Below are 15,110 nucleotides of genomic sequence, written 5' to 3' on the forward strand. Positions count from 1 at the left end.
CGTTGGGGCGGATTGGGTTCGACGTCCGCGGCATGGCAGGATGATCGGCGTCACCATCACGAGCGACCGAGAGACCTTGGCTCGAAGACGTCGCAGCAACCATGCGGGGATCCGTCCCCAGCGCAGAGGTGCTCCCGCCAGGACCGATGGAAAGGACGTGCCTTCGCGCATGCTGAACACCGACCGCATCCAGACCACCCACGTGGGCTCCCTGCCCCGCACCCCCGAGCTGCTGGCCGCGAACGAGGCCTACCAGGCCGGCACGATCTCGTGGGAGGAGCTCGTGGCCACCATGCAGCAGGGCGTGCGCGACATCGTCGCCCGGCAGTCCGAGATCGGCATCGACATCGTCAACGACGGCGAGTACGGGCACACCATGTCCAGCTCCGTCGACTACGGCGCCTGGTGGAACTACTCGTTCTCCCGCCTGGGCGGGCTGAGCCCCTCCGACGAGGACCGCTGGGACCCGAACGCCGGCGCCAAGCGCTCCTCGCCGGGCAACATCGTGCTGACGTCGTTCGCCGATCGCCGCGACCGGCAGCGCTTCGCCGAGGCCTATGCCGATCAGTCCTCCGGGATCCTCACCGCCCGCAAGCGGGTGGCCCAGCCCAAGATCACCGGGCCGCTGACCTACACCGGCCACGACGCCGTGCAGGCGGACATCGCCAACCTCAAGTCCGCGCTCGAGGGGTCCGGGGCCGAGCAGGGCTTCATCGCAGCACTTTCCCCGGGCTCCTGCGCCCGGGTGAGCAACGAGTACTACGCCACCGACGAGGAGCTCGTCTACGCCTGCGCCGATGCCATGCGCGAGGAGTACCAGGCGATCGTCGACGCCGGGCTGATCGTGCAGATCGACGACCCCTCGATCGCCGAGTCGTGGGATCAGATCAACCCGGAGCCGTCCCTGGAGGACTACCGCTCCTTCATCCAGCTGCGCATCGATGCGCTGAACCACGCGCTGCGCGGGCTGCCGCAGGAGCAGATCCGCTTCCACCTGTGCTGGGGCTCCTGGCACGGCCCGCACACGACCGATCTGGAGCTCAAGCACCTGATCGAGCCGCTGCTGCAGATCGACGCCGGCGGCTACTCCTTCGAGGCCGCTTCCGCCCGTCACGGGCATGAGTGGCGCGAGTGGGCGGATGCCGCCCTTCCGGAGGACAAGGTCATCATCCCGGGCGTCGTCTCGCACTCCACCAACGTGGTCGAGCATCCGGAGCTGGTGGCCGAGCGCATCGAGCGCTTCGCCTCCGTCGTGGGTCGCGAGCGCGTCATCGCCTCGACCGACTGCGGTCTGGGCGGACGTCTGCACCCGCAGATCGCCATGGCCAAGCTCGAGTCACTGGCCGAGGGCGCGCAGATCGCCTCGAGCCGCCTCTTCTGACCCCCTCCCCACCGCCGAGTGGATACCCAGTTGCGCTATCTGCCTGAACAGCGCAACTGGGTATCCACTCGGCGGGGTGGCCGCATACCCATCTCACGCAGAAAGGAATCTCTTCATGCACCGCTCCGAGAACCGCATCCTCACCACCCACGCCGGCTCCCTGCCGCGCACCGATCAGCTCATCGAGGCCAACCGCGCCCGCACCGGCGGGCAGGACTACGACCAGCTGCTCACCGAGTCCGTCGTCGACGTCGTCCAGCGCCAGAAGGACCTGGGGATCGACGTCGTCAATGACGGCGAATACGGCCACGCCATGTCCGAGGACACCGACTACGGCGCCTGGTGGCACTACATCTTCGACCGCCTGGACGGGCTGGGCCCCGGCTCGGTGGACCTGTGGAGCCAGCCGGCCGTGCGCTCCGAGCCGGGTCAGGTGCGGCTCACGAGCTTCGGCGACCGTCGTGACCGGCAGCGCTTCCAGGACGCCTACACCGACCCCTCCAGCGGGATCTCGACCGGCAATCTGCCGCCGTTCCCCGAGTTCGTGGGCCCGATCCGCTATGTGGGCCAGGAGGCCGTCGCTCGGGACATCGCCAACCTCAAGCGCGCGCTGGAGGACACGGGCGCGTCCGAGGGGTACCTGGCTTCGCTCTCGCCGGGGTCGTGCGCGCGCCTGGAGGACAAGCACTACGGCGACGAGGACGAGGTCCTGCAGGCATGCGCCGAGGCCATGCGCGAGGAGTACCGGGCGATCACCGACGCCGGGCTGATCGTGCAGATCGACGACCCCTCGATCGCGGAGAACTGGGATCAGATCAACCCCGAGCCGTCGGTCGAGGACTACCTGGCGTTCACGGCCAAGCGCGTGGAGGCCATCAACTACGCGCTCGAGGGCATCCCCGCCGACCAGGTCCGCTTCCACCTGTGCTGGGGCTCCTGGCACGGCCCGCACACCACGGATCTGGAGTTCAAGCACCTGGCGCGCACCATGCTGCAGATCAACGCCGGCGCGTTCTCCTTCGAGGCCGCCAACGCCCGCCACGAGCACGAGTGGCGCGTGTGGGAGGACGTCTCCTTGCCCGAGGACAAGCTGATCATCCCGGGCATCGTCTCGCATGCGACCAACGTGGTCGAGCACCCGGAGCTGGTGGCCGAGCGCATCGAGCGCTTCGCCTCGGTGGTGGGTCGCGAGCGCGTGATCGCCTCGACCGACTGCGGTCTGGGCGGGCGCATCCACCCGCAGATCGCCGCCGCCAAGCTGGAGGCACTGGCCCAGGGCGCCGAGATCGCCTCGTCCCGCCTCTTCTGACACCCCACCCCACCGCCGAGTGGATACCTGGTTGTCCTAAGAGGCAGAACAGCGCAAATAGGTATCCACTCGGCGGTGGGGGTCAGAGCTCCTTGAGGAAGCAGGTGATGCGCACGGTCGAGATGCGGCGATTGTCCGCCTCGGCGCGCACCACCACCTCGTAGGTCGCGATCGAGCGCCCGAGCTGCAGCGCCTCCGCAGTGGCGATGACCCAGCCGCTGCGGGCGGAGGCATGGTGGCTCGTGCTGACCTCGAGCCCCACGGCCACGCGCCCGAGCCCCGCACCGTGGATGAAGGCCCCCATGGAGCCCAGCGACTCGGCCAGCGAGATCGTGGCCCCGCCGTGCAGCAGGCCCACGGGCTGGCGGTTGCCCTCGACCGGCATGCGCGCGACCACCCGCTGGGCCGAGGCCTCCAGGTACTCGATGCCGAGCTTCTCGCAGAGCTCGCCGCCGTGCGCGTTGAGCGCGGCCGCCTTGTCCGAGGCCTGCGCCAGATCAGCCAGGGCCTGCGGGATGCCGGACTCCGAGAGCTTCTGCGCCCCCTCCGCGATCCGCTGCGAGGACGGGGTCACGCGGCGCGCATCGGGCGGGGTGGGATCCTCGTGGGCTGCCGGGGACCGATCCTCGGCGGGCTGCTGATGGGGAGCGGTCATGACATCTCCTGGGGCTGTGCGATCGGCGCAGCGGCGCCGCGTGTGATCCGCTCCTCACGGTAGCCGAGTTCGCCCTGTGAGCCGACTCACGGCATCACCCCTGGACAGCGCAGACGCACAAAGCGGATGATGTGTCACGCATTTGCGGTCGACCCCCCGGCCGCGTGGAGACCTCAAGGAGACAGCTGTGAAGATCGGCATCATCGTGGGAAGCGTCCGTGACGAGCAGGTCGGCGCCTCCGTGGGCGAGTGGGTCCTGCGCCACGCCCAGGCCAAGGGCGGCGCCGAGTTCGAGCTCGTGAGCCTCAAGGACTTCGACCCCCCGGTCTTCTCCTCGGCCACCCTGCCCGCCATGGCGGAGAAGTCCTACGACGACGCCAAGGTCCAGGCCTGGTCCCGCGTGATCGACGACCTCGACGGCTACATCTTCGTCACCCCGGAGTACAACCACGGCGTCCCCGGCGGCTTCAAGAACGCGGTCGACTCGCTGGGCTCCGAGTGGAACGGCAAGGTCCTCGCCCTGGTCGGCTACGGCGCCGTGGGCGGCGTGCGCGCGGTCGAGCAGTGGCGCCTGATCATGGCCAACTTCTCCCAGACCGTCGTGCGCGCCGCCGTGGATCTGAGCATCTTCACCGACTTCGCCGACGGCGCCGTCGTGGACTCCGATCCCAAGGTCGGCGCGCTGAACGGCGTGCTCGACGAGGTCATCGCCGCCGGCGCCTGATCGCACACCGGGGGCCGCGGCCGGGCCCTGCATCCGCCTGAGACGACCCGGGGGCGACGCCCGCCCCCGTCGTCAGCTCCCCGGCGGCTCCGAGCACCTGCGCGCGGGGCCGCCGTCGTCGTCACGCGCTCGGCGAAGCGGGCCCACCGGCACCCTCCGGGGCCATTAGCCTGGCGTTATGACCGACAGCACCGCCATGCCCGGATCCGATCCCGACGAGACGCCGGAGGAGGCCCTGACCTCCCTGGACGCGACCACCTTCGACCGCGCGGTCCGGCCGCAGGACGACCTCTTCCGCTACGTGAACGGCCCGTGGCTGCGCGAGGCGAAGATCCCGGAGGACAAGGCGCTGATCGGAGCCTTCGTCGTGCTGCGCGACCGCGCGGAGGAGGCCGTGCGGGAGATCGTGACCGAGGCCCCCGGCGAGGACCCGGATCCGATCCGCGCCAAGATCGCCGATCTCTACGCCTCCTACATGGACGAGCAGCGCCTCGAGCAGCTGGGCGCGCAGCCGCTGAGCGAGGACTTCGCGGAGGTCGAGGCCGTCCAGGACGCGCAGGGGCTCTCCCGGCTGTTCGGCCGGCTGCTCGCCCGCGGCGTCTCCTCCGTGCTGGGCCTGGACACGGACGCCGACCCGGGTGATCCGAACCGCAGCCTGGTCTTCATCGGCCAGTCCGGGATCGGCCTGCCGGACGAGGAGTACTACCGCGAGGCCCAGCACACCGAGATCCGCGAGAAGTACCGCGAGCACATCGCCCGGATGCTCGAGCTCGCCGGGATCGAGCGCGCGCACGATCAGGCCGAGCGGGTCTTTGCGCTGGAGACCGAGATCGCCCAGCGCCACTGGGACAAGGTCGAGGTCCGCGACCTCACCAAGATGTACAACCCCCAGTCGCTCGAGGAGCTCCAGGAGCTGAACCGGAACCTCGACTGGCGCGCCCTGCTGCTCGAAGGCCTCGGCCTGCCGGAGACGGCGCTGGAGACCGTGGTGGATCAGCAGCCGTCGTTCTTCTCCGAGCTCGATCCGCTGTTCCACGAGGCGCGCCTGGAGGACTGGAAGGCCTGGGCCCGCTGGCAGATCGTGAACTCGCGGGCGGCCTATCTCTCCTCGGCGTTCGTAGAGGCGGACTTCGCCTTCTACGGCACGGTCCTGTCCGGCACCCCGGAGCTCAAGGAGCGCTGGAAGCGCGGCGTGGGCCTGGTCAACGGCGTGCTGGGCGAGGCGGTGGGCCGCGTCTACGTGCAGCGCCACTTCTCCCCCACGGCCAAGTCCCGCATGGACGAGCTCGTCGAGAACCTGATGGCCGCCTATCGGCGCTCGATCGAGACGCTGGATTGGATGACCGAGACCACGCGCGCCGAGGCCCTGCGCAAGCTGGCGGCGTTCACACCCAAGATCGGCTACCCGGAGAAGTGGCGGGACTACTCACCGCTCGAGATCCGCCCCGACGACCTCGTGGGCAACATCGTGCGCACCGCGGACTTCGAGCGCGCCGAGCTGATCCGCAAGGCCGGCCAGCCGATCGAGAAGCACGAGTGGCTGATGACCCCGCAGACGGTCAACGCCTACTACCACCCGCTGCGCAACGAGATCGTCTTCCCGGCCGCCATCCTGCAGCCCCCGTTCTTCGACGAGGACGCCGAGGACGCCATCAACTACGGCGGCATCGGCTCCGTGATCGGCCACGAGATCGGCCACGGCTTCGACGACAAGGGCTCCACGGCCGACGGCGACGGCCGCCTGCGCAACTGGTGGACCGACGAGGACCGCGCCGCCTTCGAGGAGCGCACCGAGCGCCTGGTCAGCCAGTACGACGGCCTGGTGCCGGACCAGCTCGCCGATCGCCCCGAGCCGCCGACCGTCAACGGGCGCATGACCCTGGGCGAGAACATCGGCGACCTCGGCGGGCTCTCGATCGCCTACAAGGCCTGGGAGCTCTCCAGGGGCGTGGCCGAGTCCGCCGATGACCCGGGTGAGGCGCGCGATCACGCCGCGGCAGATCCCGAAGCCTTCGACGCCCAGGACGACGACGGCTTCACCCCGGCGCAGAAGCTGTTCCTGTCCTGGTCCTTCATCTGGCAGCAGAAGGCCCGCGACGAGACCACTGCCCAGCGCCTGGCGGTCGACGTCCACTCCCCCAACGAGTTCCGCGCCAATCAGACGGCGCGCAACGTGGACGCCTTCCACGAGGCCTTCGGGACCTCGGAGTCGGATCTCATGTGGCTGGATCCCCAGGAGCGCGTGCGCATCTGGTGATCACCCCGGCATGACTGCGGCCGGCCGCTCCCTGCGACAAGGGTGCGGCCGGCCGTCGTCATGCTGTCCTGCGCGAGCGCTCAGCCCTGCTGCTGCCCGAGCGGCTGCTCGGCCAGGGAGCCGGGGCGGAACCGGCGGTTGGCCAGCGACGGCACCGTCGCCCGGACCTCGTCGACCCGGGCGGGGTCGATCTGGGTCACGAGCAGGCGCTCGCCCTCCTCGACCCGGGCGGTGAGCACACCCAGGGGGTCGCGGACCTGGGAGTACCCGACCGTGTGGTCGTTGAAGGTGTCTGCGGCCGCGACCCACAGGGTGTTCTCCAGCGCCCGCGCCGAGAGCAGGGTCTCCCACTGCCGGACTTTCTCCGGCCCGGAGAACCAGGCCGCGGGCACCAGGACCAGCTGGGCGCCGTCGTCGGCCAGGCTGCGGTAGAGCTCGGGGAAGCGGAGGTCGTAGCAGGTGCTCAGGCCCACGCGCATGCCGGCCACCTCGATCACGGCAGTGCCGGAGTCCCCGGGCCGGATGCGCTCGGACTCCTGGTAGGAGAAGGCGTCGTAGAGGTGCAGCTTGCGGTAGGCGGCCAGCAGGGAGCCGTCCGGCCCGGCGGCCACGAGCGTGTTGTACGGGCGGTGATCGTCCGAGGGCTCATAGGCCCCGGCCACGATCGTGATCCGCTCCTGGTGGGCCAGCTCCTGCAGCGAGGTGACGAAAGTGGGCCACTCGCGCGCGACGATCTCCGGGAAGCTCTCCCGGATCCCGCTCTCCACGCCGAGCATGGACTCCTCCGGGAACACCACCAGGTCCGCGCCGCGCACGGCCGCATCGAGAACGTGGCGGCGGATGGTCGCCAGATTCTCCGCGACGTCCGGGGCCGGGTCGATCTGGGCGAGGGCGAGTCGCACGGGGATCCTCCTTATGCGGCCACCGCGACGGGTGGCGGGTTCGAGCGTCCAGCGCACAGCCTATGACCCCCGGCGGACAGCCCCGAAAGGCCGGGACATCGTGCGGCGCCCGGTAGCGTGGCTCCCATGAACCGCACTGCGCAGCCGCCCGGGGATCCCGGGCGGTCTCCGTTCGCACGGCGACTGCTCGGCGGCGGCCTCGAGCCGGACCCGCGCTTCACCCTGGCCAACGAGCGGACCTTCCTGGCCTGGATCCGCACCTCCCTGGGGCTGCTGGCCGGCGGCATCGCGCTGGAGGCCTTCGCCGGGGAGATGATCCCCTCGGCCGTGCGCGTGGCCCTGGCCGCCGGGCTCATCGGTCTGTCCATGCTCGTGGCGATCAGCGCCAACGTGCGCTGGCTGCGGGTCGAGCGCGCCATGCGCCGACGCGCGCCGCTGCCGATCGCGATCATGGCCCCGCTGCTGTCGCTGGGCGCCGCGCTGGCCGCCGGCGTGCTGCTCGGCGTCCTGATCGGGCGCTGAGCCCCGTGCCCGTGCGCACCGGCCACGACGACGGACCCGTCCGGCCCGGCGGCATCCGAGACCGCCAGCGCACCCGCCCCGTCCGCAATCACCCGACCCACGACGACCCGGGTCTGCAGCCCGAGCGCACCTCACTGGCGTGGGGGCGGACCCTGCTGGCGCTCGTGGTGGCCTCCGCCCTGCTGCTGCGCTGGTTGCCGCATCACGGGATGGCCGCAGTGGTGCCCCTGGCCGCGGCAGCGGTGCTGGCGCTGGGCCTGTGGCTGCGGCAGGGCCTGCGCTACCGGCGCGGAGTCCGCAGCATGGCTCGGGAGACCGCAGCCCCCGATCCGGTCGAGATCGCGGCGGTCAGCGGAGCCGTCGTGATGCTGGGGGCGCTGAGCCTGCTCACGATCCTGTGGGCCTGATGCCCCGCCGACACGAAGAGGGGGCCTCGGTCTCCCGAGGCCCCCTCTTCGCGTCCTGGTCCCGCCGACTCAGCCGCGCGAGAGATCCGCCTGCGCGGGATCCACGGCCGGCTCCTTGGTGGAGATCTTGTGCCCGATCCAGAACGCCAGGAACAGCGGCAGTCCGATGTACGACGACAGCAGCGACATGGGCGTCACCGTACCGGTCACGAAGGCGTCGTAGCCCTGGCCCAGGATGACCAGCAGGCACATGATCAGCGCGACGATCGGCCCGGCGGGGAAGAACCGCGAGCGGAACGGCAGCTCGGACAGCGGGCGCCCCTGGGCCCTGAAGGCCCGACGGAAGCAGTAGTGCGTCCAGGCGATGCCCGCCCACACGATGAAGCCCGCCAGCGCCGAGGCGTTGAGCAGCCAGGTGTAGGCCGCGCCCTCGCCGATGAACGTGGTGAGGAAGGCCAGCAGGCCGAAGGAGGAGGTCACCAGCAGCGCCCGCATGGGCACACCGCGGCGGTTGACCTTGGCCAGGAAGGCCGGGGCCTTGCCGTCGGTGGCCATGGACCAGAGCATGCGCGTGGAGGCATACAGCCCGGAGTTGCCGGCCGAGAGGATGGCGGTGAGGATCACGGCGTTCATGACGGAGCCGGCGAAGGCCACGCCCGCGTTCTGCAGCACCAGCGTGAACGGCGAGATCGCGACGTCCTGGATGTCCGAGGCCAGCAGGTTCGGGTGCGTGTACGGCAGCAGGAAGCCGATCACGATGATCGCCAGTACGTAGAACAGCAGGATGCGCACGAACACGGTGCGGATCGCCTTGGGGACGGTGCGCTCGGGATCCTCGGCCTCACCGGCGGCCACGCCCACGAGCTCGGTGCCCTGGAAGGCGAAGCCGGCGACCATGAAGATCGCCAGTACCGACATGGGCCCGCCCACGAACGGCGCCTCCCCGTCGGTCCAGTTGCCGAAGCCGGGGGCCTCTCCGCCCATGATGCCCAGCACCATCAGGATGCCCAGCACCAGGAAGATCACGACGGCGGCGACCTTGACCGCCGAGAGCCAGAACTCGCCCTCGCCGTAGGCACGCGTGGACATCGCATTGAGACCGAAGACGATCAGCAGGAACAGCCCCGACCACACCCAGGCGGGGACGTCGGGGAGCCAGTAGCGCATGACCAGGGCCGCCGCCACGAGCTCCGCGGCCAGGGTGATGGCCCAGTTGAACCAATAGTTCCAGCCGATCGCGAAGCCGAACGACGGCGAGACATAGCGCGCCGCGTGATCGCCGAAGGATCCGGAAGTGGGGCGCCAGGCGGACATCTCGCCCAGGGACTGCATGAGCAGGAAGACCATGAACCCGATCGCGATGTAGGCCACCAGCGCACCGCCGGGTCCGGCCGTGGCGATCGAATTGCCGGAGGCCACGAACAGCCCGGTGCCGATCGCGCCGCCCATGGCGATCATGGTCATGTGCCGGGTCTTGAGGCTGCGGCGCAGGCCCTCGCCCTCGGACCGCGCCGCGGCGGGGTCCAGTCTGGTGCTCTGTGTGGACACGGTCAGTCACTTCCGACGTCGGGGATCGAGCAAGGCGAGCGCAGGCATCGATCGGGGGCGCCTGCATGCCCGATGAGGCGCAGCACGCCCAGGGGTCTGCCAGATGCTATCCGACACGGCCGGCGAGCCCGGTCCGCGCGATCCAGAGCGCCTGTCATCGCACAGGCGAGGCGACATCAGTCGATCAGGTCGCGCAGCTCGATCGTGTTCTCGCGGCCCGGGCCCACGCCGATCGCGGAGAACCGGGTGCCGGACATCTCCTCGAGCGCCAGGACGTAGTCCTTGGCGTTCTGCGGGAGATCGTCGAGGGTCTGGGCCTGCGAGATGTCCTCCGACCAGCCGGGGAACATCTCGTAGATCGGCTTGGCGTGGTGGAACTCGGTCTGCGTCATGGGCATCTCGTCGTGGCGCACGCCGTCGACGTCGTAGGCCACGCACACCGGGATCTCCTCGAGCCCGGTGAGGACGTCGAGCTTGGTCACGAAGTAGTCCGTGAAGCCGTTGATCCGCGAGGCGTGACGTGCCATGACGGCGTCGTACCAGCCGGTGCGGCGGGGGCGCCCGGTGTTCACGCCGAACTCGCCGCCCACGGAGCGCAGGCGCTCACCGGAGTCGTCGAACAGCTCGGTGGGAAACGGGCCGGCGCCCACACGAGTGGTGTACGCCTTGATGATGCCGATCGAGCGGGTCAGGCGCGTGGGCCCGATGCCCGCGCCCACGCAGGCGCCGCCGGTGGTGGGGTTCGACGAGGTCACGAACGGGTAGGTGCCGTGATCGACGTCCAGGTAGGTGGCCTGTCCGCCCTCGAGCAGGACGGTCTCGTCGCGGTCCAGGGCGTCGTTGAGCAGGCGGGTGGAGTCCACGATCATGGGCGCCATGCGCTCGGCATAGCCCATGAAGTAGTCCACGATCTCGTCGGTCTCGAAGGCGCGGCGGTTGTAGACCTTGAGCAGCAGCTCGTTCTTCTGCCGCAGGGCGCCCTCGATCTTCTGGCGCAGGATCGACTCGTCGAGAATGTCCTGCGCGCGCAGGCCCAGGCGCCCGATCTTGTCCATGTACGCCGGCCCGATGCCGCGACCGGTGGTGCCGATCGCGCGCTTGCCCAGGAACCGCTCGGTGACCTGGTCGAGGGTCTGGTGGTACGGGGCCACCAGGTGCGCATTGGCCGAGATGCGCAGCTTGGAGGTGTCCGCGCCGCGGGCCTCGAGGCCGTCGATCTCCTCGAACAGCGCCTGCGGGTTGACCACCACGCCGTTGCCGATCACGGGGGTGGCCCGCGGGGAGAGGATGCCTGCGGGCAGCAGCTTGAGCTCGAACTTGTCGCCGCCCACCACCACGGTGTGCCCGGCGTTGTTGCCGCCGTTCGGCTTCACGACGTAGTCCGCGCGGCCGCCGAGGATGTCCGTGGCCTTGCCCTTGCCCTCATCGCCCCACTGGGCTCCGACGATCGAGATGGCTGGCATGCGACTGCTCTCCTGACTGGGCCCGCACGAGGTCTGGAGGCTGCGCCACGCGCCTTGTGGAGGCCATGGCGGATCGCGCGCCACGGGCCGGGGGCGCGGCGGTCCGTGGCGATCCTATCGCGGGAGCTCCCGACGCCTGCGGGAGATCTCGGGGGTTGACAAGCGAGATCTCTTGGGGTGATATCTATCTCGCTATCTATCCAGAGCGACCGAGAGACCTGGCTCGTCGACGTCGCAGCAACCATCCCCGCAGATCTTGCGGGGAACGGTGCTCCCGCCAGGACCGATGGAGCGTCTTCTCAGACTCCCGTGGTCCACCGGACCCGTGCTCCGCCGCGTCTTCAGCGGCGGCGCGGGCCTCCGTGCGCACCCCGTGGTCTGCCCTCCATCGGGCATCCACGGAAAGGCGAACACGGAATGCCCGATCACCACCCCGCAGCACCGCGCTCGGATCGTCCCCCGGAGACGGGGGCGCCGTCGCCCCGCAGGCCGATCCCCGCGCTGTCCTACGAGCTCTACCCGCCGCGCAGCGCAGCGAGCACCGAGTCCCTGCTGCAGACCATCGAGGCCCTGGCGCCCACGGTGCCGGACTACGTCTCGGTCACCGCAGCAGTCGATCCGCAGCGCCGCGTCCAGTCGATGGCGCTGCTGTCCCACCTGATCTTCGAGACCCCGCTGCGCCCACTGGCCCACGTGCTGTGCACGGGAGTCACTGAGACGCAGCTGCGCGAGCTGATCCACGAGCTGCTGGACCTGGGCGTGCGCGGCGTCCTGGCCCTGCGCGGGGACCGGGATCCGGCCGTCGAGCCCGGCCCTGATGAGCTGCCCTTCGCCCGGCATCTGGTGGACCTGGTCCGCTCGGTCGAGCGCGACCGAGCCGCCCAGCTGTGCGCCGGCAACGTCTCGATCGGCGTGGCCGCCTATCCGATCAAGCACCCCGAGTCGACCTCCGTGCACCAGGACCTCGAGGTGCTGCTGGCCAAGCAGCGCGCCGGCGCCGACTTCGCGATCACTCAGCTCTACCCCGAGGCCGACGACTACGCGGCCTTCGTGTCCCGGGCTCGTCGCGCCGGAGTGGAGCTGCCGATCATCCCCGGAATCATGCCGGTCACGAGCCTGCGCCGGTACCTGCGCATCTGCGACCTGGCCGGCCTGGAGCCGGACCCGCTGCTGGCCCACAAGCTCGAGACGGCCGACTCGGACGCCGAGCGCCACCGGATCGGCGTCCGCTCTGCCGTGCACAGCGCACGCGCTGCCCTGGACTCCGGTGCACCGGGACTGCACCTCTACACGTTCAACCAGCACGAGGCCGCGCTCGATGTCCTGGAGCAGCTCGATCTGCCCCGCCCCACCCCTTCCGCCGGACTCGCCGGCCTCATCCCCGCATCCCAGCCCGCCGACGGGCGCCCCATCCGCACCTATGAGGAGACCGCAGTGACCATCTCGAACGACGCCCAGCCCACCGCCTTCCCGACCGCCACGATCCTGGGCTACCCCCGCATCGGCCCGAACCGCGAGCTCAAGCGCGCGCTCGAGTCGCACTGGGCCGGTCGCAGCGACCTGGACCAGCTCGAGGCCTCAGCCTCCGCGCTGCGTGCCTCGACCGCCGAGCGCCTCGAGCAGCTGGGCCTGGAGCAGGCCTCGGCCGTGCCCGGCTCCTACGCGCTCTACGACCACGTGCTCGACACCCTGATCGCCGTCGGCGCGGTGCCGACCCGCTTCGGCGACCTGCGCACCGAGACCGGAACCGTGGACCGCTCCGGGGAGTTCGTGCTGGCCCGCGGCGACGAGGCCCGACAGCCGCTGGAGATGACCAAGTGGTTCGACACCAACTACCACTACCTGGTGCCCGAGATCGGCGCGCAGACGCAGTTCGCCGCAGCGCCCGGCCGCCTGCTGGAGCAGCTGGCCGAGGCCTCCGAGCAGGGCCGGAGCCTGCGCCCCGTGCTCGTGGGCCCGGTGACCTTCCTGGCCCTGGCCAAGGACGACGGCACCGCAGCCGAGCCCATCGAGCCCCTGGATCGCCTCGAGGAGCTGCTGCCGGTCTACGGCGAGATCCTGGCCGCGCTCAAGGATGCCGGGGCTCAGTGGGTGCAGATCGACGAGCCGGCTCTGGTCGCCGATCACTCCCGCCTGTCGCAGGAGCAGCTGCGCACGGCGATCGAGCGCACGGCGAACTACCTGGCCCAGCTCGAGGACCGACCCCAGCTGCTGCTCACCTCCCCCTACGGCGATGCGGGCGAGCTGCTCGGCGCGCTGACCGGCTCGGGTGCCGAGGCCGTGCACGTGGACCTGGTCCGCGGAGGCCTCACCGATCAGCAGCTGGGCCTGTTCACCGGCCCCGAGGCCCCGGTGCTCGTGGCCGGAGTCGTCAATGGGCGCAACGTGTGGCGCACCGACCTCTCCGCCGCGCTCGAGCGGCTCGAGGGCTTCCGCGACGCCGGCGCCCGGATCTCCGTAGCCACGTCGAACTCCCTGATCCACGTCCCGCACACGCTGGAGGCCGAGCCCGATCTCGACCCCGCGATCCGCTCGTGGCTCGCCTTCGCCGATGAGAAGGTCCGCGAGGTCGCCGTGCTGGCGCGCGGGCTCGCCGAGGGCCGCGAGGCCGTGGCCGCCGAGCTGCAGGAGGCCGACGAGGCCCGCCGGTCCCGCACCTCAGCCCCGGGCGTGCGCATCGACGAGGTGCGCGAGCGCACCGCCTCCCTGACCGAGGCCGACTCGCAGCGCGGCACCGCCGAGCAGCGTCGCGCCGCCCAGGCCGAGCGATCGTTCGGCAGCGGCCGCCTGCCGGTGCTGCCCACCACCACGATCGGATCTTTCCCGCAGACCGGCGAGGTCCGCCGCGCCCGCGCCGAGCACCGCGCCGGGCGGATCGACGACGCCGCCTACGACGGCTTCCTGCGCGAGGAGATCTCCCGGGTCATCGCCCTGCAGGACGAGCTCGGCCTGGACGTGCTGGTGCACGGCGAGCCGGAGCGCAACGACATGGTCCAGTACTTCGCCGAGCACTTCGACGGCTTCGCGACCACCGCCAACGGCTGGGTGCAGTCCTACGGCTCCCGGGCCACGCGCCCGTCGATCCTGTGGGGCGATGTCTCCCGCGAGGGCGAGGGGCTGCGCGGCGAGGCCTTCACGGTCCCGTGGATCACCTGGGCCCAGCGCCAGACCGACAAGCCGGTCAAGGGCATGCTCACCGGGCCCGTCACCATCCTGGCCTGGTCGTTCGTGCGCGATGACCAGCCGCTGGCCGAGACCGCCGATCAGGTGGCCCTGGCGCTGCGCGATGAGATCGCCGACCTCGAGGACGCCGGGATCGGCATCATCCAGGTCGATGAGCCCGCGCTGCGCGAGCTGCTGCCCCTGCGCCGGGCCGATCGCAGCGCCTACCTGGACTGGTCGGTGGAGTCCTTCCGCCGGGCGACCTCCTCGGTCGACGATGCGACGCAGATCCACACGCACTTGTGCTACTCGGAGTTCGGCGAGGTCATCGCCAGCGTGGACGCCCTGAACGCCGATGTCACGAGCATCGAGGCGGCGCGTTCGCGCATGGAGGTCCTGGCCGACGTCCGCGCGGTCGGCTTCGAGCGCGGGCTCGGCCCGGGCGTGTGGGATATCCACTCCCCGCGCGTGCCCAGCGCCGATGAGATCGAGTCCCTGCTCACCCAGGCCCTCGAGCACGTCAGCTCCGAGCTGCTGTGGGTCAACCCCGACTGCGGCCTGAAGACCCGCGGCTACGACGAGACCCGCACCTCCCTCGAGCACCTGGTCGAGGCCACCGCCCGCGTGCGCGAGACGCTGGGCGCGGATCGCTCGGCCTCCGTCGAGGTCGCTTCGGCAGTCTGATCTCCATCCAGGGCCCTCGCGGCTCCTCGGTACGACGAACGGCGCAGCCCGCACACCCCTGCTGCAGGGGTGTGCGGGCCGCGCCGTTCGTCGTCA

Annotated in this window: 11 protein-coding genes and 2 riboswitches; of the genes, 7 read left to right on the forward strand and 4 right to left on the reverse strand. The window is 70.6% G+C overall.

The window, feature by feature from the left end; all coding sequences use genetic code 11:
- The first annotated feature begins 50 nt into the window (after positions 1–50).
- A riboswitch (SAM riboswitch) is annotated at positions 51–153 on the forward strand.
- Between the two features lie 16 nt (positions 154–169).
- Together M3E84_RS01125 and M3E84_RS01130 are read left to right on the forward strand one after the other, a co-directional pair.
- Entirely contained in the window at positions 170–1,381 is a 1,212-nt protein-coding gene (locus tag M3E84_RS01125) for a cobalamin-independent methionine synthase II family protein (protein WP_259894102.1), read from the forward strand.
- A gap of 115 nt (positions 1,382–1,496) precedes the next feature.
- Complete coding sequence (locus tag M3E84_RS01130) at positions 1,497–2,690, forward strand: cobalamin-independent methionine synthase II family protein (RefSeq protein ID WP_259894103.1); 1,194 nt, start codon at positions 1,497–1,499, stop codon at positions 2,688–2,690.
- An 82-nt stretch (positions 2,691–2,772) separates the two neighbouring features.
- On the opposite strand, the gene M3E84_RS01135 is transcribed toward M3E84_RS01130, so the two are convergent.
- Positions 2,773–3,345, reverse strand: coding sequence for a PaaI family thioesterase (locus M3E84_RS01135; protein WP_259894104.1), 573 nt, complete (start codon positions 3,343–3,345; stop codon positions 2,773–2,775).
- Between the two features lie 187 nt (positions 3,346–3,532).
- Between M3E84_RS01135 and M3E84_RS01140 the strand changes: the two genes are divergently transcribed.
- The gene (locus M3E84_RS01140; protein WP_259894107.1) at positions 3,533–4,069 is read left to right on the forward strand and encodes an NADPH-dependent FMN reductase; all 537 of its coding nucleotides are present in this window, start codon (positions 3,533–3,535) and stop codon (positions 4,067–4,069) included.
- A gap of 178 nt (positions 4,070–4,247) precedes the next feature.
- A complete protein-coding gene (locus M3E84_RS01145) occupies positions 4,248–6,326 on the forward strand; it encodes a M13 family metallopeptidase (protein ID WP_259894109.1) in 2,079 nt (692 codons plus the stop codon).
- Positions 6,327–6,406: 80 nt separating this feature from the next.
- Here the strand turns inward: M3E84_RS01145 and M3E84_RS01150 are convergent, their stop codons facing one another.
- Positions 6,407–7,228: a carbon-nitrogen hydrolase family protein gene (locus M3E84_RS01150; protein WP_259894111.1), complete on the reverse strand. Its 822-nt coding sequence runs from the start codon at positions 7,226–7,228 to the stop codon at positions 6,407–6,409.
- A 126-nt stretch (positions 7,229–7,354) separates the two neighbouring features.
- On the opposite strand from M3E84_RS01150, the gene M3E84_RS01155 reads away from it, so the two are divergent.
- Complete coding sequence (locus M3E84_RS01155; RefSeq protein ID WP_259894112.1) at positions 7,355–7,750, forward strand: YidH family protein; 396 nt, start codon at positions 7,355–7,357, stop codon at positions 7,748–7,750.
- Positions 7,751–7,755: 5 nt separating this feature from the next.
- Positions 7,756–8,157, forward strand: a complete 402-nt coding sequence (locus M3E84_RS01160; protein WP_259894114.1) for a DUF202 domain-containing protein — start codon at positions 7,756–7,758, stop codon at positions 8,155–8,157.
- 69 nt (positions 8,158–8,226) lie between these two features.
- Here the strand turns inward: M3E84_RS01160 and M3E84_RS01165 are convergent, their stop codons facing one another.
- Both M3E84_RS01165 and M3E84_RS01170 read right to left on the reverse strand, forming a co-directional pair.
- The gene (locus M3E84_RS01165) at positions 8,227–9,621 is read right to left on the reverse strand and encodes an amino acid permease (protein ID WP_259894230.1); all 1,395 of its coding nucleotides are present in this window, start codon (positions 9,619–9,621) and stop codon (positions 8,227–8,229) included.
- Between the two features lie 260 nt (positions 9,622–9,881).
- Positions 9,882–11,168 carry an adenylosuccinate synthase gene (locus M3E84_RS01170; RefSeq protein ID WP_259894115.1) on the reverse strand — a complete coding sequence of 429 codons (1,287 nt, stop codon included), beginning with the start codon at positions 11,166–11,168 and terminating at the stop codon, positions 9,882–9,884.
- Between the two features lie 193 nt (positions 11,169–11,361).
- Positions 11,362–11,461: riboswitch (SAM riboswitch) on the forward strand.
- Between the two features lie 124 nt (positions 11,462–11,585).
- Between M3E84_RS01170 and metE the strand changes: the two genes are divergently transcribed.
- Positions 11,586–15,014 carry a 5-methyltetrahydropteroyltriglutamate--homocysteine S-methyltransferase gene (gene metE / locus M3E84_RS01180; RefSeq protein ID WP_311200408.1) on the forward strand — a complete coding sequence of 1,143 codons (3,429 nt, stop codon included), beginning with the start codon at positions 11,586–11,588 and terminating at the stop codon, positions 15,012–15,014.
- The last annotated feature ends 96 nt before the right edge of the window (positions 15,015–15,110 follow it).

Source organism: Kocuria sp. p3-SID1428, from assembly GCF_025149945.1.
In the GTDB taxonomy this organism is placed as follows: domain Bacteria; phylum Actinomycetota; class Actinomycetes; order Actinomycetales; family Micrococcaceae; genus Kocuria.